General features: G+C 39.2%; 16 protein-coding genes. All 16 read right to left on the reverse strand.

Translation table 11 applies throughout. The annotated features are described in order from the left end of the window. Nucleotides 1-499: 499 nt before the first annotated feature. The 16 genes from AC1D0Y_RS01705 to yfmF all read right to left on the reverse strand — a co-directional run bounded on the left by AC1D0Y_RS01705 (nt 500) and on the right by yfmF (nt 16589). Nucleotides 500-1366, reverse strand: a complete 867-nt coding sequence (locus AC1D0Y_RS01705; protein WP_013058799.1) for a 2-oxoacid:ferredoxin oxidoreductase subunit beta — start codon at nt 1364-1366, stop codon at nt 500-502. Further along, nucleotides 1353-3110 carry a 2-oxoacid:acceptor oxidoreductase subunit alpha gene (locus AC1D0Y_RS01710; RefSeq protein WP_060745997.1) on the reverse strand — a complete coding sequence of 586 codons (1758 nt, stop codon included), beginning with the start codon at nt 3108-3110 and terminating at the stop codon, nt 1353-1355. The genes AC1D0Y_RS01705 and AC1D0Y_RS01710 overlap by 14 nt, the downstream gene beginning before the upstream one ends. 17 nt (nt 3111-3127) lie before the next feature. Next, nucleotides 3128-3304 (reverse strand): hypothetical protein, encoded by a 177-nt coding sequence (locus tag AC1D0Y_RS01715; RefSeq protein ID WP_161968309.1) that lies wholly within the window; start codon nt 3302-3304, stop codon nt 3128-3130. A gap of 183 nt (nt 3305-3487) precedes the next feature. Next, entirely contained in the window at nt 3488-4405 is a 918-nt protein-coding gene (locus AC1D0Y_RS01720) for a dipeptidase (protein ID WP_060745996.1), read from the reverse strand. A gap of 75 nt (nt 4406-4480) precedes the next feature. Then, nucleotides 4481-4741 (reverse strand): stage V sporulation protein SpoVS, encoded by a 261-nt coding sequence (spoVS, locus tag AC1D0Y_RS01725; RefSeq protein ID WP_003181955.1) that lies wholly within the window; start codon nt 4739-4741, stop codon nt 4481-4483. A 223-nt stretch (nt 4742-4964) separates the two neighbouring features. Beyond that, nucleotides 4965-5762, reverse strand: coding sequence for a TIGR00282 family metallophosphoesterase (locus tag AC1D0Y_RS01730; RefSeq protein WP_025750269.1), 798 nt, complete (start codon nt 5760-5762; stop codon nt 4965-4967). 81 nt (nt 5763-5843) lie between these two features. Then, nucleotides 5844-7403 (reverse strand): ribonuclease Y, encoded by a 1560-nt coding sequence (gene rny / locus AC1D0Y_RS01735; RefSeq protein ID WP_013058803.1) that lies wholly within the window; start codon nt 7401-7403, stop codon nt 5844-5846. Nucleotides 7404-7683: 280 nt separating this feature from the next. Then, nucleotides 7684-8721 (reverse strand): recombinase RecA, encoded by a 1038-nt coding sequence (recA, locus tag AC1D0Y_RS01740; protein ID WP_028410857.1) that lies wholly within the window; start codon nt 8719-8721, stop codon nt 7684-7686. Between the two features lie 199 nt (nt 8722-8920). Then, on the reverse strand, nt 8921-10162 hold the full coding sequence (locus tag AC1D0Y_RS01745) for a competence/damage-inducible protein A (protein ID WP_028410856.1): 1242 nt from the start codon (nt 10160-10162) through the stop codon (nt 8921-8923). A 16-nt stretch (nt 10163-10178) separates the two neighbouring features. Continuing rightward, entirely contained in the window at nt 10179-10763 is a 585-nt protein-coding gene (gene pgsA, locus AC1D0Y_RS01750) for a CDP-diacylglycerol--glycerol-3-phosphate 3-phosphatidyltransferase (protein WP_013058806.1), read from the reverse strand. A gap of 144 nt (nt 10764-10907) precedes the next feature. Next, a complete protein-coding gene (locus AC1D0Y_RS01755) occupies nt 10908-11891 on the reverse strand; it encodes a helix-turn-helix domain-containing protein (RefSeq protein WP_223546233.1) in 984 nt (327 codons plus the stop codon). Nucleotides 11892-11903: 12 nt separating this feature from the next. Further along, the gene (locus AC1D0Y_RS01760; RefSeq protein ID WP_013058808.1) at nt 11904-12695 is read right to left on the reverse strand and encodes a DUF3388 domain-containing protein; all 792 of its coding nucleotides are present in this window, start codon (nt 12693-12695) and stop codon (nt 11904-11906) included. 213 nt (nt 12696-12908) lie between these two features. Further along, entirely contained in the window at nt 12909-13169 is a 261-nt protein-coding gene (locus tag AC1D0Y_RS01765; protein ID WP_013058809.1) for a DUF3243 domain-containing protein, read from the reverse strand. 65 nt (nt 13170-13234) lie between these two features. Continuing rightward, nucleotides 13235-13960: an elongation factor P 5-aminopentanone reductase gene (ymfI, locus tag AC1D0Y_RS01770; RefSeq protein ID WP_060745995.1), complete on the reverse strand. Its 726-nt coding sequence runs from the start codon at nt 13958-13960 to the stop codon at nt 13235-13237. A 63-nt stretch (nt 13961-14023) separates the two neighbouring features. Next, a complete protein-coding gene (yfmH, locus tag AC1D0Y_RS01775) occupies nt 14024-15307 on the reverse strand; it encodes an EF-P 5-aminopentanol modification-associated protein YfmH (protein ID WP_477707314.1) in 1284 nt (427 codons plus the stop codon). Continuing rightward, the gene (gene yfmF / locus AC1D0Y_RS01780) at nt 15294-16589 is read right to left on the reverse strand and encodes an EF-P 5-aminopentanol modification-associated protein YfmF (protein WP_013058812.1); all 1296 of its coding nucleotides are present in this window, start codon (nt 16587-16589) and stop codon (nt 15294-15296) included. The genes yfmH and yfmF overlap by 14 nt, the downstream gene beginning before the upstream one ends. Nucleotides 16590-16691: the final 102 nt, after the last annotated feature.

Genomic DNA, 16691 nt, shown 5'->3' on the forward strand with positions numbered 1-16691 from the left:
AAATGTGACAGCTTTATGCTTATGCATAAAACTCATCACATTAACATAGTATATAACTTTCAAGTAGCGAACACAATCATATACCTATTTTCTATACCTGTTTCGTTAAAATTTCATTCGACTTTCGAAACATTTATTAAATCACAAAAAGAGATTGATACATAACTAAATTAATCTATTTTAGAGACGAACAAATGGTATAAAAGAGTTCATGTAAATCGCTTATTCCACCCCTGTTGATTTCCGTGCAAGACTTCGCTTTCCGCGAGCAGCCGATGAGCTTCCTTGTCGCTTCCGCTCCCGCGAGTTCTCACCTATTTCCCTTTTCCCGCAAGGGCCTTCACCTTACTCTCCACTCAACAGCCAGAAGGCACCACCTATATGAAACCTACGTTCGCTATCACTATGAAAAAATCCGAACGAGTTGGATTCTCCATCAAGAATCTCAGTTCACCGTTCGGATTTTCCCTCTACTAAACTGCTTTTATTGCAGCCTCTTTTACATAAATTCAGCTACTAGCTCATCAAATTTTTCCTCAGTCATACCTAAGTCTGCTTTTGACAGCGGCTCTTCACTATAACCGTGAACAAGCTGCTGATACGACGGCTGATGCGCATTTTGATAAATAAGCCCTGTTACTAAGCCGTTATGCTCCATTAACGTCTGCATAGCTTGCATACGATTGTTTGCATCATAACCTTCAATTGTGCTAAGACTAGTTAGGTTTTCTTTAAACCAATCATACGTGTTCACTTTGTTATACGTTACGCACGGGCTAAATACGTTAATTAAAGAAAAACCTTTATGCTGGATGCCTTGTTCAATTAAGCTTGTTAACTCTTTTAAATTGGTTGAAAAGCTTTGCGCCACAAACGTTGCTCCAGAAGTTAACGCAAGCTCCATGACAGATAAAGACGACTCGATTGATCCTTCAGGCGTACTTTTTGTCTTGAATCCTACTTCACTGCGAGGAGATGTTTGTCCTTTTGTTAAACCATAGATTTGGTTATCCATTACGATATACGTTACATCGATGTTTCGGCGAATCGCATGTACCGTGTGTCCCATACCGATAGCGAACCCATCTCCATCACCGCCAGATGCGATAACGGTTAAGTCACGATTAGCCATTTTTACACCTTGAGCGATTGGAAGCGCACGCCCGTGAATACCATGAAAACCATATGAATTAATATAACCAGAGATACGTCCAGAACATCCAATACCTGAAATAACAGCAAGCTCATGAGGTTCTAAACCTACGTTAGCAGATGCGCGTTGAATGGCTGCTTGTACGGAGAAATCTCCACACCCCGGACACCAGTTAGGTTTTACACTGTTACGAAAATCTTTAAACGTTGCCATTTAACACAAACATCTCCTTACTTTTTGCGTATACTTCTTGCGGAAGAAATGGATTTCCATCGTACTTCAATACGCTTTGAATTTTATCATGACTTGCGATATTCATTTTTAAAATATTAGCAAGCTGTCCAGTAGCATTGTTTTCAACGACGACTACTTTTTTAGCTCCTTGTACGTAAGGAAGCAGTTCGTCAGCTGGGAAAGGATGAATTAAACGAATGTGAGCGTGATTTACTTTTATACCGTCCTGTTCCAAACGTTCCATTGCCTCTTCAATAACTCCACGCGTCGAATTAAATCCAACAAATAAAATATCAGACTCTTTTTCATGAGAGTGAACATGAATTGGCATATTAAAACGAATTCCTTTTGTTTTACGAAGACGCTTATTCATTTGATCATCGCGGTTTACTGGAGATTCAGATGGCTTTCCTGTCTCATCATGTTCTACTCCCGTTACGTGATGAATTCCATGCTTCATTCCTGGAATGACGCGTGGTGATACGCCATCTTCTGTTACGCGGTAGCGCTTGTAGTACTGTTTTTCTTCCAGCTCTTCTAGCTCTCCTTGCTGAAGCTTACCGCGGCGAATTTCAACGCGGTTATAGTCAAGCGGTTCTACTGATTGCTTCCCAAGTGAAAGCTGTAAATCCGTTAGCATAATAACTGGACACTGATATTCTTCTGCTAAGTTAAACGCTTCAATCGTATCGTAGAATGCTTCTTCAACCGTACTTGGCGCCATGACAATCTTCGGAATTTCACCGTGCGTACCGTAAATCATGGCCATTAAATCAGACTGTTCTTGCTTAGTTGGAAGCCCTGTACTTGGACCGCCGCGCTGCGTATCGATAATCACAACAGGCTGCTCAGTGATGCCCGCTAATCCAATCGACTCCATCATTAATGATAGGCCAGGTCCAGCTGATGCTGTCAGCGCACGTACGCCTGCATAGTTAGCTCCGATAGCCATCGTACATGCCGCGATTTCATCTTCTGTTTGAATAACGGTTCCACCGAATTGAGGAAGCTTTTTAATTAAGTATTCCATGATTTCCGAAGCAGGGGTAATTGGATATGCTGGCATAAAACGAGCTCCACCGGCTAAAGCGCCTAGCGCAATCGCATCGTTTCCAATCATAAACATACGTTTTTTACCATCCGCTGGATCTAGTTTCATGGTTTCTAATTGTTCGCCTAGCTGTTCACGAATGTAATCTGCACCTTTTTTAATAGCTTCCATGTTTTTTTGTACAACTTTTTGGCCCTTTTTACCGAAGATTTCAAGCACTACTTCTTCAAATACTTCTGTGTCAATATGAAGCACAGCACTTGAAGCGCCTACAGCAACCATGTTCTTCATTAGCGACGTTCCTAATTCCGTTGCAATTTCCGTAAACGGAACAGCATATAGCGTAGCAGTTGTACATGTTTCAGGCAGACTTGGATTGAATTTCGCATCTGCAATTACAACGCCTCCTACGCGCAGCTCATGGATGTTTACATCAATTGTTTCCTGATCGAACGCAACTAAAATATCCAAATCATCTGACACAGATCGAACCTGAGTTGTACTCACTCGGATCTTGTTATTTGTATGTCCACCTTTGATACGAGAAGAAAAATGACGATAGCCGTATAAGTAATAACCTAATCGATTTAAAGCGGTTGAAAAGATTTCTCCCGTACTTTCGATTCCCTCACCCTGCTGTCCGCCAACTTTCCATGAAAGTTGCTGTACCATAAATCAACGCCACTCCTTTAATTGCTCTTAATATAGAAATCTATTTTATTGATAAAAACTGAAAAAAGTAAAATAGCAAACGATTTCATTTGCTTCTGCATTTCACGAACCAAAATCATCCGCAAAACTCCCACAGCACCTTGTCGCTGTGCAGGATACGTTTCTGCTTGAACAGCTCCATAATCCGTTTTCAATTTTATTCCGATTGCCAGAAAAATGCAACCCTTTCCATTGAATTCTCAATCGTTTTAATTATATTTATATTTAATGAATAAGATGAAGTTTTTTAATGATCTTTTCTTCCTTCACATGAGGCATTAGTATATAAATGACTTCTATAAAAAAGAACTTTTCCAAGAAGAAAAAGCTCTTTTTTATTAGTTGCATACACGATCAGCAAAGTTTTGAAACAGAAAACGTTTTACCTGCTCCTCAGTGTAATGCTTAAGAAGTTCTTCGATTAAATTCGTATACTGTTCATAGCTTCCGAGACGATGAACCGTTTTGTCAATGCCGTCAAAGTCAGAGCCAAAACCAACCGAGTATTCGCCTCCTCTTTCACACATGTAATCAAGATGACGAATCACATCCGCTATTTGCGCTTTGGCAGAACTCGTTAAAAATTCAGGGACAAACGTAATGCCAATCACGCCGTTTCGCTTTATTAAAGCATGAATTTGATCGTCTCTTAAATTCCGGGGATGAGAACACAATACGTGTGAATTGGAATGAGTAGCCACTACATAATGCGCTAGCTCAATCACATCCCAAAAACCTCTTACCGATAAATGAGAGACATCCGTCCACACTTTATGTTCATTATTCAATTCAACAACTTCTCTTCCAAAAGAAGATAATCCGGCGCCTCGAGGTTCTAAAATCCCGTCACACACAGCATTGCTGTAATTCCATGTCAAACCTACTGAACGTACACCCAGTGAAAAAAGCGTCTTTAAGCGAACTAAACTTGTATCAATGGCATCGCACCCTTCAAGCGTCAGCATTGCTCCTATTTCATCTTTTTTTAAACTATCTATATCGCGCTTTGAACGAACCCATTTCATACCGGGAAGCGATAAAATATGACTCTGAAACAGCTGGATCATTTCTAACGCAACATCAAAGCGCTGAGCTGCGGGAACCGCTTCTGGAATATAAATAGCGAATAGCTGAACTTTCCCTTTTGCTTTTTTTATTCCTTCTAACGTCACATGCAGCGCTGAATCATATGTAAAAGATAAACGTTTATTTAACCAGAGTTTCATCAATACATCACAATGAGCATCAAATATCACAACCCACACCCCTTTAACTCTATACAAAAAGGACCTGTTTGGCTTCTATGCTTTACAGGTCCGTGGTTTTTATAATTATCGCGGCTCTACAATTAATTTAATGGCTGTTCGCTCTTCTCCATCAATTTGAATATCTGTAAAAGCTGGGATGCAGATTAAATCAACCCCACTTGGTGCAACGAACCCTCTTGCGATTGCTACAGCTTTTACTGCTTGATTAAGCGCCCCGGCCCCAATGGCTTGAATTTCTGCTGCGCCGCGTTCGCGCAGTACGCCTGCTAAGGCACCAGCAACTGAATTTGGATTAGACTTTGCTGAAACTTTTAATATTTCCATATCTAGCTCCTCCTTATTCTTTACAATGTATGATGAGAGATCATTAGACCAATGACTTAATTGATTTCAATGTTACTATATTCACGATATGTCAAACGTATTCCTGCTTGTTTTTCCTAAATATTCAAAAACTTATATTTCTACACCTTTCTTTTTTCTTTTTACGTTTTTGACAAAATAAAAAAGCCAACGTATCGTCTTTCGACACATTGACTTTTTCCCTTTATTCAAAAAACGGATGGTCTTCGTTAATTAAAATCCGCTCTGTTTTTGTTGCTTTCCCCGTCTTTTGATCAATATCAATAACGATTCCACTAAGCTGTGTTCTTCCTTCTTTTGGCACTTCAAATCGAACAGGAAGAGACGTTAAAAAACGCTTAATAACAGCTTCGCGCTCCATTCCTAAAATGCCGTCATATGGTCCCGTCATTCCTACGTCAGAGATGTAAGCTGTTCCTTTTGGCAATATACGATTGTCAGCTGTTTGAACGTGCGTATGAGTGCCGACAACAGCGCTGACACGACCGTCCACATACCAGCTAATTGCTTGCTTTTCACTTGTTGTTTCAGCATGAAAATCAATAAAAATAAGCGAAGTGCGCTGACGTGCTTCTTCAATCAGTTCATCTGCTTTTTGAAATGGACAATCAAGCGGGGCCATAAACGTGCGCCCTTGTAAATTAATCACGGCTACCTCAAGCTGATTATACGTAAAATACGTAATTCCCTTGCCCGGTGTACCTTCAGGAAAATTAGCAGGACGAACAAGATTTTTTGCATCGTCAATAAAATCAAAAATTTCACGTTTGTCCCACGCGTGGTTACCAAGGGTAATAATGTTAGCTCCTGCTTGCAAGAACTGACGATAAATCTTTTCAGTAATGCCTTTTCCTGAAGCTGCATTTTCTCCATTCACAATTGTAAGTCCCGGAGAGTATTTTCTTTTTAATCTTGGTAAATATTCTTCAACCATTTCACGGCCTGGAGAACCAACTACGTCTCCAATAAATAAAATTCTCATGTAAAAGCTCCTATACTTCATTCTTAATCTGCATCTTCATCTCTACGAAAAAAAATAAAGTGGCGAAACGCCACTTCATTTTTATTTTGCATACTCTACTGCTCTTGTTTCACGAATAACGGTTACTTTGATGTGGCCAGGATAGTCCAGCTCATCTTCAATTCGTTTTCGGATATCTCGAGCAAGTCGATGCGCTTCTAGATCACCAATCGTATCTGGTTTCACCATAATACGAACTTCACGCCCTGCTTGAATCGCAAATGATTTTTCAACGCCTTCATAAGACTCTGAAATTTCTTCTAACTTTTCAAGACGACGAATGTAGTTTTCTAACGTCTCACTACGAGCACCTGGTCTTGCAGCAGATAATGCATCCGCTGCTGCAACTAGTACAGCAATGATTGATGTTGGCTCTGTATCTCCATGGTGAGAAGCAATCGCGTTAATAACAACCGGATGTTCTTTATACTTTGTAGCTAATTCAACACCGATTTCTACGTGACTTCCTTCTACCTCATGATCAATCGCTTTACCAATATCATGTAACAATCCTGCTCGTTTGGCTAACGTTTCATCTTCACCTAATTCAGCAGCCATAAGTCCTGATAAATGCGCTACTTCCATTGAATGTTTCAGCACATTTTGACCATAGCTTGTTCTGAATTTTAAGCGACCAAGAATTTTCATCAAGTCTGGGTGCAACCCGTGAACACCGACTTCAAAAGTCGTTTGTTCACCAACTTCACGAATATATTCGTCCACTTCACGGCGAGATTTTTCAACCATTTCTTCAATACGCGCGGGATGGATACGACCATCTTGAACGAGTTTATCAAGTGCAATTCTTGCTGTCTCACGACGAATCGGGTCAAATCCTGATAAAATAACTGCTTCTGGCGTATCATCAATAATAAGATCAATTCCTGTCAAAGTTTCAAGCGTACGGATGTTTCGACCTTCTCGACCGATAATTCGGCCTTTCATTTCGTCATTTGGCAAGTTAACAACTGAGACAGTCGTTTCAGCAACATGATCTGCTGCGCAACGCTGAATAGCAAGTGAAAGAATTTCTTTCGCCTTTTTATCGGCGTCTTCTTTTGCACGGTTTTCTGTTTCTTTTACCATTATTGCAATGTCGTGGGAAAGTTCATTTTCAACACGATCTAAAATAATCGCTCTTGCATCTTCTCTTGTTAAGCTTGAAATGCGCTCTAGCTCTGTTTGCTGTGCACGTACTACTTCTTCAACTTTGCTTTCCATCTCTTCAATATGCTGTTGTTTAACAGTAAGAGAATCATCTTTCTTTTCAAGTAACGCTTCACGTTTATCAAGTGATTCGTCTTTACGATCAAGATTTTCCTCTTTTTGCATTAATCGATTTTCTTGTTTTTGAAGTTCTGCTCGACGATCACGAATATCTTGTTCTGCCTCTGTACGAAGCTGATGGATTTCATCCTTCGCTTCTAGTAAAGCTTCTTTTTTCAAAGCTTCCGCCTCGCGGGTTCCTTCATCAATAATTTGTTCTGCACTAGACTTTGCTCCCGCAATTTTAGCTTCAGCAATCGATTTACAAACAAAAAAGCCAACAACTGCACCGACGATTAGGCCAAGCAAAGCGAAGATGATTGTATTAGTATCCATCATTTCACCTCCCCTTGCTATAAACTTGTAAGTTTTAAATTTCATGTCGGCATGTACATCGTATTCACCTTTCAATATACACACAAAGGCTTTTAAACGCTAAAATGTTTTAAAAAGGGAAAATATACATCTTAATTGTAAATCTGTGCATTTTTATTGTCAAGCCTGCCTCTACAGTATATATTGAAATTTCGTATGTTACTTTTCTAGCATTAACAATTTTTACAAAAAAAAGACCCCTTCTTTGAAATAGAGGAGTCTTTTTTTATCTCGCAGCAAATTAAATATTTAAATCGCTTTGATCGTCATCCTCAGGAGCTGGCTCTCCATCTTGATCTAAACCATGATGTTCACGCACTTGTCCCGCAATTTCCTGACGAATATCAGTATTTTCTTTTAAGAATTGTTTTGCATTTTCACGACCTTGACCTAGACGCTCGTCATTATATGAATACCAAGATCCACTTTTTTGAACAATATCTAGTTCAGAAGCGATATCCAAGATTTCTCCCTCTTTTGAAATACCTTCTCCGTACATAATATCTACTTCAGCAGCACGGAAAGGCGGAGCTACTTTGTTTTTCACAACTTTAATTCTTGTTTTGTTACCTACAATATCGTTTCCTTGCTTTAACTGCTCTGCACGACGCACTTCTAGACGCACTGAAGAATAGAATTTAAGCGCACGTCCACCAGGAGTTGTTTCAGGATTACCAAACATAACGCCGACTTTTTCACGAATTTGGTTAATAAAGATAGCGATTGTTTTAGACTTGTTGATAGCTCCAGATAGTTTACGCAATGCTTGAGACATTAAACGAGCTTGTAGACCCACGTGAGAGTCTCCCATTTCTCCTTCAATTTCCGCTTTTGGCACTAATGCTGCTACTGAGTCAACAACAATAATATCTACTGCACCGCTTCGAACTAAAGCTTCAGCGATTTCTAAAGCTTGTTCTCCCGTATCAGGCTGAGATAATAATAGCTCATCAATATTCACACCTAATTTTTGAGCATATACAGGATCTAACGCGTGCTCCGCATCGATAAATGCAGCCTGTCCGCCCTGCTGTTGAACTTCTGCAATGGCATGAAGAGCAACTGTTGTTTTACCTGAGCTTTCTGGACCGTATACTTCAACTACACGTCCACGTGGATATCCACCTACACCTAAAGCTATATCTAACGCTAATGAACCACTTGGAATCGTAGAAATTCTTTTTTCCGTTTGTTCACCTAATTTCATAATTGAACCTTTACCAAATTGCTTTTCAATTTGTTTTAAAGCCATATCAAGGGCTGCTTGACGATCGTTCACTCAATTTCCTCCTCTATCTCTTTGAAATCATCTATAAACTGCAAACTTACTACGATGTAGTAGCAATGTCGAATTAACAACTTTCTATAACTTACTATACTAGTTTTTGAGTCGTTTGACAAGCAAAAAGCGAATAAATGTTCGTTTATTATTTTATAAAAAAAAGGCTGTTTTGGAAAAACCAAACAGCCTTTTTTCTTTATTTCTTTATCATCTTTAATACGTAATGACAGCCATAATTAACCGTTCGTGAACGAATCCCCTGGCGGCTTCCGGATAGCTGCAGGCTGTAAACTTGAGGAGCTTGATCTTTATAGGCTACCCCTATATATACTGTTCCTACAGGATGTCCTTCTTGTTTGGAGGGTCCAGCTACACCTGTAAACCCGATGCCAATATCCGTTTTGTATAACTGTTGAATACGCTGAGCCATTTCAGCCGCGCACTGCTCGCTAACGGCTCCGTACTGATTCAGCGTGTGTTCGCTCACTCCGAGAATATTTTGCTTGATTTCATAATGATAGGCGACCAGGCTACCTTTAACAACTTCTCCAGCACCTGAAACAGTTGTTAAACGTTCGCTGAATAAACCGCCGGTTAAACTTTCGGCTGAAGCAATCGTTAATCCTTGTGCCGTTAATTCTTTTACCAATTCATTATGTAAAGAAGTTGCTTCGTATCCATATAAATACTCGCCTACGCGCTCTGAAATGGTTTTTTCCACTTCGTCTAACATGCGCTGTGCTTCAGCAGCATCAGCGTGCTTAGCAGTTAAGCGAAGCGTCACTTCCCCATCTCCTGCTAGCGGTGCAATCGTCGGGTTGGTTTGTGCATCAAGCAAATCTTCAATTTCCGTCTCAAGCTGTGATTCTCCTATTCCGAAAAAGCGAAGAACGCGTGATTCAATACTTTCTTTTAATTCAAGCTTTTGAGCTAAAAATTCTTGGCCATACGATTCATACATTGGATAAAGCTCTTTTGGAGGCCCTGGAAATAGCATATAGTGTTTTCCCTCTACTGTAAGCCCCATACCTGGAGCCATTCCGTAATCGTTAGGGAGCACTGCCGAACCTTCTAGCACAATTGCCTGTTTTTTATTGTTAGGTGTCATGATACGATTTGACTGTTTGAAATAGGCTTCAATACTTTCAAGGGCTTCTGCATTTGTTGTCAGCTCTACTCCTAGCACACTCGCAATTGTTTCTTTTGTTAAATCATCTTTTGTAGGACCAAGCCCGCCTGTGAAAATAATTAACTCCGCACGCGTTTGAGCTGTAGCAATCACTTCTTTTAAGCGCTGTGCATTATCTCCTACTACCGTATGATAGTAAACATTAATTCCAAGTTCGGCTAATTTTTTCGATAAATACTGAGCGTTTGTATTGGCAATTTGTCCAAGCAGCAGCTCAGAGCCGACTCCAATAATTTCAGCGTTCATCATATCATCTCCATCTTACTTATTTTGAGTTAACAAAAGCCTGTTTGTTTTTAGCAAAGTAGTCCCAGCCTGAAATAACCGTAAAAATCACTGAGATCCAAAGCATTACGCTAGCAAATGGAATGGAAACCCATTCAAAAGGCAAGTTATACAACAGAATAGCTGAAATAGCTAAAATTTGAGTCCATGTTTTAATTTTACCTAACATATTTGCTGCTACAACTTCCCCTTCCCCTGCTAGTACAAGTCTTAAACCTGTGATAGCAAATTCACGGCTAATAATGATGATAGCAGCCCATCCTGCACCTGCAATTAAATCTAAGTCAACAATAGCTACAAGCGCAGCTGAAACCAATAGCTTGTCTGCTAGTGGATCTAAAAATTTGCCCAAGTTCGTGACTAAATCGTACTTTCGAGCATAGTATCCGTCTATCCAGTCTGTTGTAGATGCAATAATAAATAATGCTGCCCCTAATAGGTGAGCGATCGGGATCTCTTTTCCTGCTGCCTCCACTGTACCGAATGGTAGCGGCACCATCATAAAAATGAGGAATACGGGAATTAGAAAAATTCGCGAAATGGTAATCTTGTTTGGTAAATTCACTTCTTCTGCCTCCAATTACTGTTACAAACTGAAAGCGTGCAAACGAAGTTGTTTGCACGGCTTTGGTTTTATTATAGCGTGAATGAGTAATTAATTCACATATTATCTTTATTTACACCCTGATCACTTTTTAAAACAGGCTGTTTACTGTGCTTCTGCCGGCTGATATTGAATCGTTACAACTTGTCGAACTTGCTTGGATGAATCAAACGGCAAGTCAACCGCTTTTCCATTTACTTTTAACTCTACTCCAGGTGAATAACCGATGTTGACACGAGCTTCAGTTTCTTTCGTCAAATCAAATTCTTTTGTTTCACCTTTTTTTAGAATGGAGCTAAAGAAGGCATTCCCTTTTCCATTTTTCACATCTAACCAAGTATCTGCTTGAGTGGATGTTACTTCTAGATTAAATGCATCTGTACCGGAAAGAGCATACGTAGCACTTCTGCCTGTTTTTTGAACTTCCTTGTATTCTTGTTTACCGCTGTCTTTCTTTTCTTTTTCCGCTTTTTCTTTCTCAGCTTTTTCTTTTGCGGCTTTTTCTTTTTCAGCTTTTTCTTTTTCTTGTTCTTTCTTATCAGCAGCACTTTGTTCATCTTCTGACTTGCTATTGTCATTTTTTGCAGTAGTTTCATTCGTTTCTTCCTGCGTGTTAGACTGCTGAACTTCACTGTTTGGAGCTTCTTGGTTAGCCTGCTCCTTGTTTTTATCCGAGACGATATTTTGAGCGATTACCCAAATAATAATCCCAACAACTACAACTCCCGCCACCACTAGAACAGTTGGAAGGTAGTCATATGCTTTTGAAACTCCTTTTGTATGCTGAGGAATTTCTTTGCGGCTGCGAACGCGCGAAAGCTGCTGCGGCATGTCTTCTGTTTGAGTTGAAGGAATGTCTGATTTGTATTCTTCAAAGATAGCATCTGTGTCCAACCCAATTGCTTCGCAGTATTGCTTAATAAACGCTCGTACGTAAAATTTCCCAGGCATAACCTCATAATTGCCTTCTTCAATGCCAAGTAAATAGCGTTTTTGAATTTTCGTTAGTTTTTGTAAATCCTCTAACGACAATCCTTTGCTTTCTCGTTCTTGTCTTAACCTTTGTCCTAACTCTGTCAATGCTAACACCTACCAATTATGCTAAAAATCAAACATCGATAATCCACCGTCTTGAAACATTTGAGGACCTTCCATTATTTCATATGTAATTTTCTCATTGGGGTCGTTTCTTATTTCAATAATGTAGGCAAAATCATCTAACGAATACTCGGTATTTTGTACAAATACATCCGGATGCTCCACAATTTTTGTCGCGGGTACATTCATTACTTCTCGAACAAGCTGCCAGTGCTTTTCATTCGCTCGTTTTGTCGATACAATCCCGTCAATAATAAAAATATTATCAGCGTTGTATTCGTCAGCAATAAGCTGACTGCGAATCGTTTGTTTTAAGAGTGTAGAAGACACAAAAAGCCACCTTTTGTTCGCACATACGCTAGCTGCTACAATGGATTCGGTTTTGCCTACTCGCGGCATACCTCGAATGCCGATAAGCTTATGACCGTCTTGTTTAAACAGTTCCGCCATAAAATCTACGAGCAAACCTAATTCATCTCTTACGAAACGGAACGTCTTTTTATCATCTGCATCCCGCTGAATATAGCGACCGTGACGCACTGCTAACTTATCACGCAATTTAGGCGGTCTCATTTTTGTCACAATGATATTATCCATTGTTTTCAAAATAGATTCAAGCCTGTCTATTTGCTCATGTGAATCACAGCGCAGCAATAATCCACGGCGAATATCATCCACTCCATTAATTGTGACAATGTTAATTGACAACATTCCAAGAAGCGATGAAATATCACCTAAAAGACCCGGACGATTTTTTTGTATTTGATATTCTAAATACCACTCAATTTTCTCCATCAAACCCCTCCCATTTCTTGGCTGGCCTTCGAGAGGTGCCCCCTTTTTTTCACCTAGTTTAACTATAAATGATTTCCATTATATTATAAACCCTAAAGACAAGTAGTTCTACATTTGTTATGTATGTAAGCGCTTATTTATTTGTACTATTTAATTCTAAGAAAAAAGGAGCTTTCACACGCGGTGAATTAGCTCCTTTTTAGAAACGATAACTTATTTTACTGATCCGTTATTTTGAACTAATTTCACCATGCTGCTCGCAATCGCATGCTGCTCTTCTTTAGAAGCAACGCTCCAAAGGTCTGCTAAAATTCGCTCTTGATCATTTTTTGCATCAACTTGGTTTGCTAAATATCCACCAATTTGATAAGCAAGATCATGAATAACTTCTTCTTGCATTCCTTCGTTTTGCGCATGATGTAAACGGTCGCCTAAAAAATCTTTCCAGCTATCCCAGTTTTCTAATACTGACATGAGTAGCCCTCCTTAAGGTTTATTCATATCATAGTTTGTACCGTGTTTTTGATTTTATGCACACTTTATATGTACCAACCGCCATTAACCGATAATATTTGTCCCGTTATGTAGGAAGCTCGTGAAGATATTAAATATGAAACGGCATCTGCCACTTCTTTTGGATATCCTATTCTTCCTAAAGGGATCTCTTCAGCCAGCTCTTTAACCTCTTCTTTTGAATAGCTGGCCATCATATCCGTTTCAATCGCTCCGGGGGCAACTCCATTTACTCGAACCCCACTTAGTGCAACCTCTTTTGCCAAAGCTTTTACAAACGTATTTTGTGCACCTTTTACCATGGAATAAAGGACTTCAAATGAAGCTCCTGTAAGTCCCCAAATGGAAGAAATCATGATGATTTGCCCGCTTTTAGCACTAATCATTTTAGGTAATAAAGCTTTGGTAATAACAAAGGGAGCCGTGATGTGAAGATAGATCATTTCTTCAGTTTCTTTTGCCGGAGTATCTGTCATTAACCCGCTAACGCTTCGTCCGCTGTTATGAATAATAACTTCTACCGGAACAATAATTTCCTCTAAAAACTTCTCCACTCCCTCTTTACATGATAAATCCGCTTGTACCGTAAACACGGTTTTTACCTTTTCAGCAAGCTCATGTGCAAGCGCCTCTATTCTGTCTCTTCGTTGATGGTAATGCAAAATAAGCGAATATCCATCCTCAGCCAATTGCTTGGCAATCGCTGTGCCAATTCCTCCGCTTGCACCTGTCACAAGGGCAAATTTCTCCATAACCTTCTCTCCTTTACATGCAAAAAAGCTGATGAACATCAGCTTTTTTGGCAACAATCATCTTTATTTAGGTACTACTTCACAAACCGTAAAGTTCTTTTCATCAATAATCTCGTTTAGCACATCTTTTATTTCGTTCACCTTCAGTTTTTCCAGCGTTTCAACAATATTAAATAAATTCATATCATTAAATGCATAGCGTGTAAACTGATTAGCGATAAACTCAGGTGAGTTTAATGAACGTAAAAATCCGCCGATTTTCTTTTTACGGATACGCTCAAGCTCCTCTTCTGTTAGTGATTTTGTTTTCATTTCAAGTAAAATTTGTTTAACACGATCATACAGCTGCTCCGGTTGGTCCGTATCTCCTCCGATAAGAGCAAAACCAAATCCTCTTTCCTCCGTATAATCATAAGCAAATGTTTCATCAATGAGCCCGTCTGCATATAACTCCTCATAGTACGAAGAGCTTTTACCAAATGCGTAATCTAAAATAATATTCATTGCTAACTCATATTTAAGCATTTCTCCACCTGAACGCTGCGGTTTTTTCGCTTTTAGACCCACCATACATTTAGAAGACTGCACCGGCATTTTTAGTACTTGTTTTTCTTGATCCACCGTTTCAGGCTCTTCGTCAAAATGACGCTGTATGTCAGAGATTTCTTTATAATCTTTTTTCTGCTGATTGTCTCGAACTTGCTTCATTACCTTTTCCGCATCAACAGGACCTACAATGAACAACAGCATGTTGCTTGGATGGTAGAATGTTTCATAGCATGTATACAGCAAATCTTTATTAATATGTGAAATCGATTCAATCGTGCCGGCAATATCAATTTTAACAGGGTGGTTTTTGTACATATTTTGAATGGTGCCAAAATACAAGCGCCAGTCCGGATTGTCGTCATACATTGTAATTTCTTGACCGATAATGCCTTTTTCTTTTTCGACCGTTTTTTCTGAGAAGTACGGCTCTTGTACAAAGTCCACTAATGTTTCAAGGTTTTCTTCAAAATTTGACGTACAGCTGAATAAGTAAGCTGTGCGGGTAAAAGAAGTAAATGCATTGGCCGAAGCGCCTTGTTTACTAAACTGCTGAAAGACATCCCCGTCTTCTTTTTCAAATAATTTATGCTCTAAAAAGTGTGCGATTCCGTCCGGAACTTTTGTCATTTCATTTTCATTTAGCGGTACGAATTGATTGTCAATCGATCCGTAGTTCGTTGTAAAGGTAGCAAACGTTTTGTTAAACTCCGGCTTTGGCAAAATATATACCTGTAGCCCGTTATCCATTTTTTCATGATACAGCTGTTCCTGAAGCTGCGAAAATTCAATTTTCTCCATTTTCTTCACCGCCCGTTCCTGTTAAGAAATAAATTGTATCCATTTCAATTTTCTCAGCCACTTTAATAATTTCCTGCTTAGATACCGCATCAATATGCTTTAAGTATTCGTCAATTGAAATGTCTTTGCCTGTTAATTCATTATGATACATAACCTCTACTAGTCCTCGTGGAGTATCCACCGTTTCAAGCAGCTGATTGTGAATGACGGCTTTTGTTTGAGCGATTTCGCCGTCTGTGAACGACCCTTGCTTCATCTCCTGCATTTGTTCTTTAATAATGGTCACGGCTTGGTCGTAATTTTTAGCATCAATACCCGACATCACCATCAGTAACCCCTTATGACTTTCTACCCTTGAAGCGGCATAATAGGCTAAGCTTGCTTTTTCACGCACATTGATAAATAGCTTAGAATGTGAGAAACCTCCGAATATACCGTTAAATACTTGCAGAGCAAAATACTGCCTATCTCCGTATACAACATTTGTGCGGTAGCCAATATTTAATTTCCCTTGTTTTACTTCTTGTTTTTCCACTACTTCATTTACTTTTGAGATATCTTTAGACGTAATAGAATCTTCAATGTCTTTTTGCTCGCGCTTTGGTAACGTAAATGTTTCTTTTACTGTTTGTAAAACCTCTTCGACTTGCAAATCTCCAATAGCATAAAGGTGAATGGCATCTTCTTTTAACACCTGCTGATAATAGGCGTACAAACTTTCACCTGTAATTTCTTCCACGTCGTCAATTTGACCGTTTACATGTAAAGAGTAAGGTTCTTCTTTACACATTTCTTCAACTAGTCTTAAATTAGCATAGCGCATTTTATCATCAAATACGGCTTGAATTCTCTGACGAAGCGAACGCTTTTCTTTTGTCATAATATCCTTTAAAAAAGAGTCCCCTTCAACTGCTGGCTTTAATAAAATATCGCCAAGAAGCGCTAACGCTTTTTGCAAAAGCGGAGTTGAATCTTTCAAATATTTTTCGTTCGCTATATCAATGCGAATCGTAATATCGTGGTTATCACCTTTTTTTGTTAAGTCTACTTGTAAAGTAGCACCATAAAGCTCATCTAAATATGTACGAAGCTTTGTCGTAGACGGCAGCGACTCGGTAGCGCTTTGAAGCACATAAGGTAAAAGGGCACGCATTGTCACCGTTTTCTTATCTAAAGGGGCATTTAGTTTTAAAATGAACGTGTTTGTTTTGTACTTAGCTGTTTGAATGGTATGAACAGTCAATCCTTCTAGTTCATGTTTTTGTTCAGTCAATAATTTCATATATAAACCTCCTTTTAAATTTTGATGTATTAACTAGACAATACTTCTATTTTGAATCTTTAACGCTAATTTTAGTCTTATAACCACTATATCGAATTCAAG

This window comes from Priestia sp. P1_B12_1 (genome assembly GCF_056406695.1).

Excerpts from the sequence above, each read along its gene's own strand:
- AC1D0Y_RS01705 (WP_013058799.1), bottom strand. The coding sequence starts at position 1,366 with ATGGCAACGTTTAAAGATTTTCGTAACAGTGTAAAACCTAACTGGTGT.
- AC1D0Y_RS01710 (WP_060745997.1), bottom strand. The coding sequence starts at position 3,110 with ATGGTACAGCAACTTTCATGGAAAGTTGGCGGACAGCAGGGTGAGGGA.
- spoVS (WP_003181955.1), bottom strand. The coding sequence starts at position 4,741 with ATGGAAATATTAAAAGTTTCAGCAAAGTCTAATCCAAATTCAGTTGCT.
- AC1D0Y_RS01730 (WP_025750269.1), bottom strand. The coding sequence starts at position 5,762 with ATGAGAATTTTATTTATTGGAGACGTAGTTGGTTCTCCAGGCCGTGAA.
- rny (WP_013058803.1), bottom strand. The coding sequence starts at position 7,403 with ATGGATACTAATACAATCATCTTCGCTTTGCTTGGCCTAATCGTCGGT.
- AC1D0Y_RS01745 (WP_028410856.1), bottom strand. The coding sequence starts at position 10,162 with ATGATGAACGCTGAAATTATTGGAGTCGGCTCTGAGCTGCTGCTTGGA.
- AC1D0Y_RS01760 (WP_013058808.1), bottom strand. The coding sequence starts at position 12,695 with ATGGAGAAAATTGAGTGGTATTTAGAATATCAAATACAAAAAAATCGT.
- AC1D0Y_RS01765 (WP_013058809.1), bottom strand. The coding sequence starts at position 13,169 with ATGTCAGTATTAGAAAACTGGGATAGCTGGAAAGATTTTTTAGGCGAC.
- ymfI (WP_060745995.1), bottom strand. The coding sequence starts at position 13,960 with ATGGAGAAATTTGCCCTTGTGACAGGTGCAAGCGGAGGAATTGGCACA.
- yfmH (WP_477707314.1), bottom strand. The coding sequence starts at position 15,307 with ATGGAGAAAATTGAATTTTCGCAGCTTCAGGAACAGCTGTATCATGAA.
- yfmF (WP_013058812.1), bottom strand. The coding sequence starts at position 16,589 with ATGAAATTATTGACTGAACAAAAACATGAACTAGAAGGATTGACTGTT.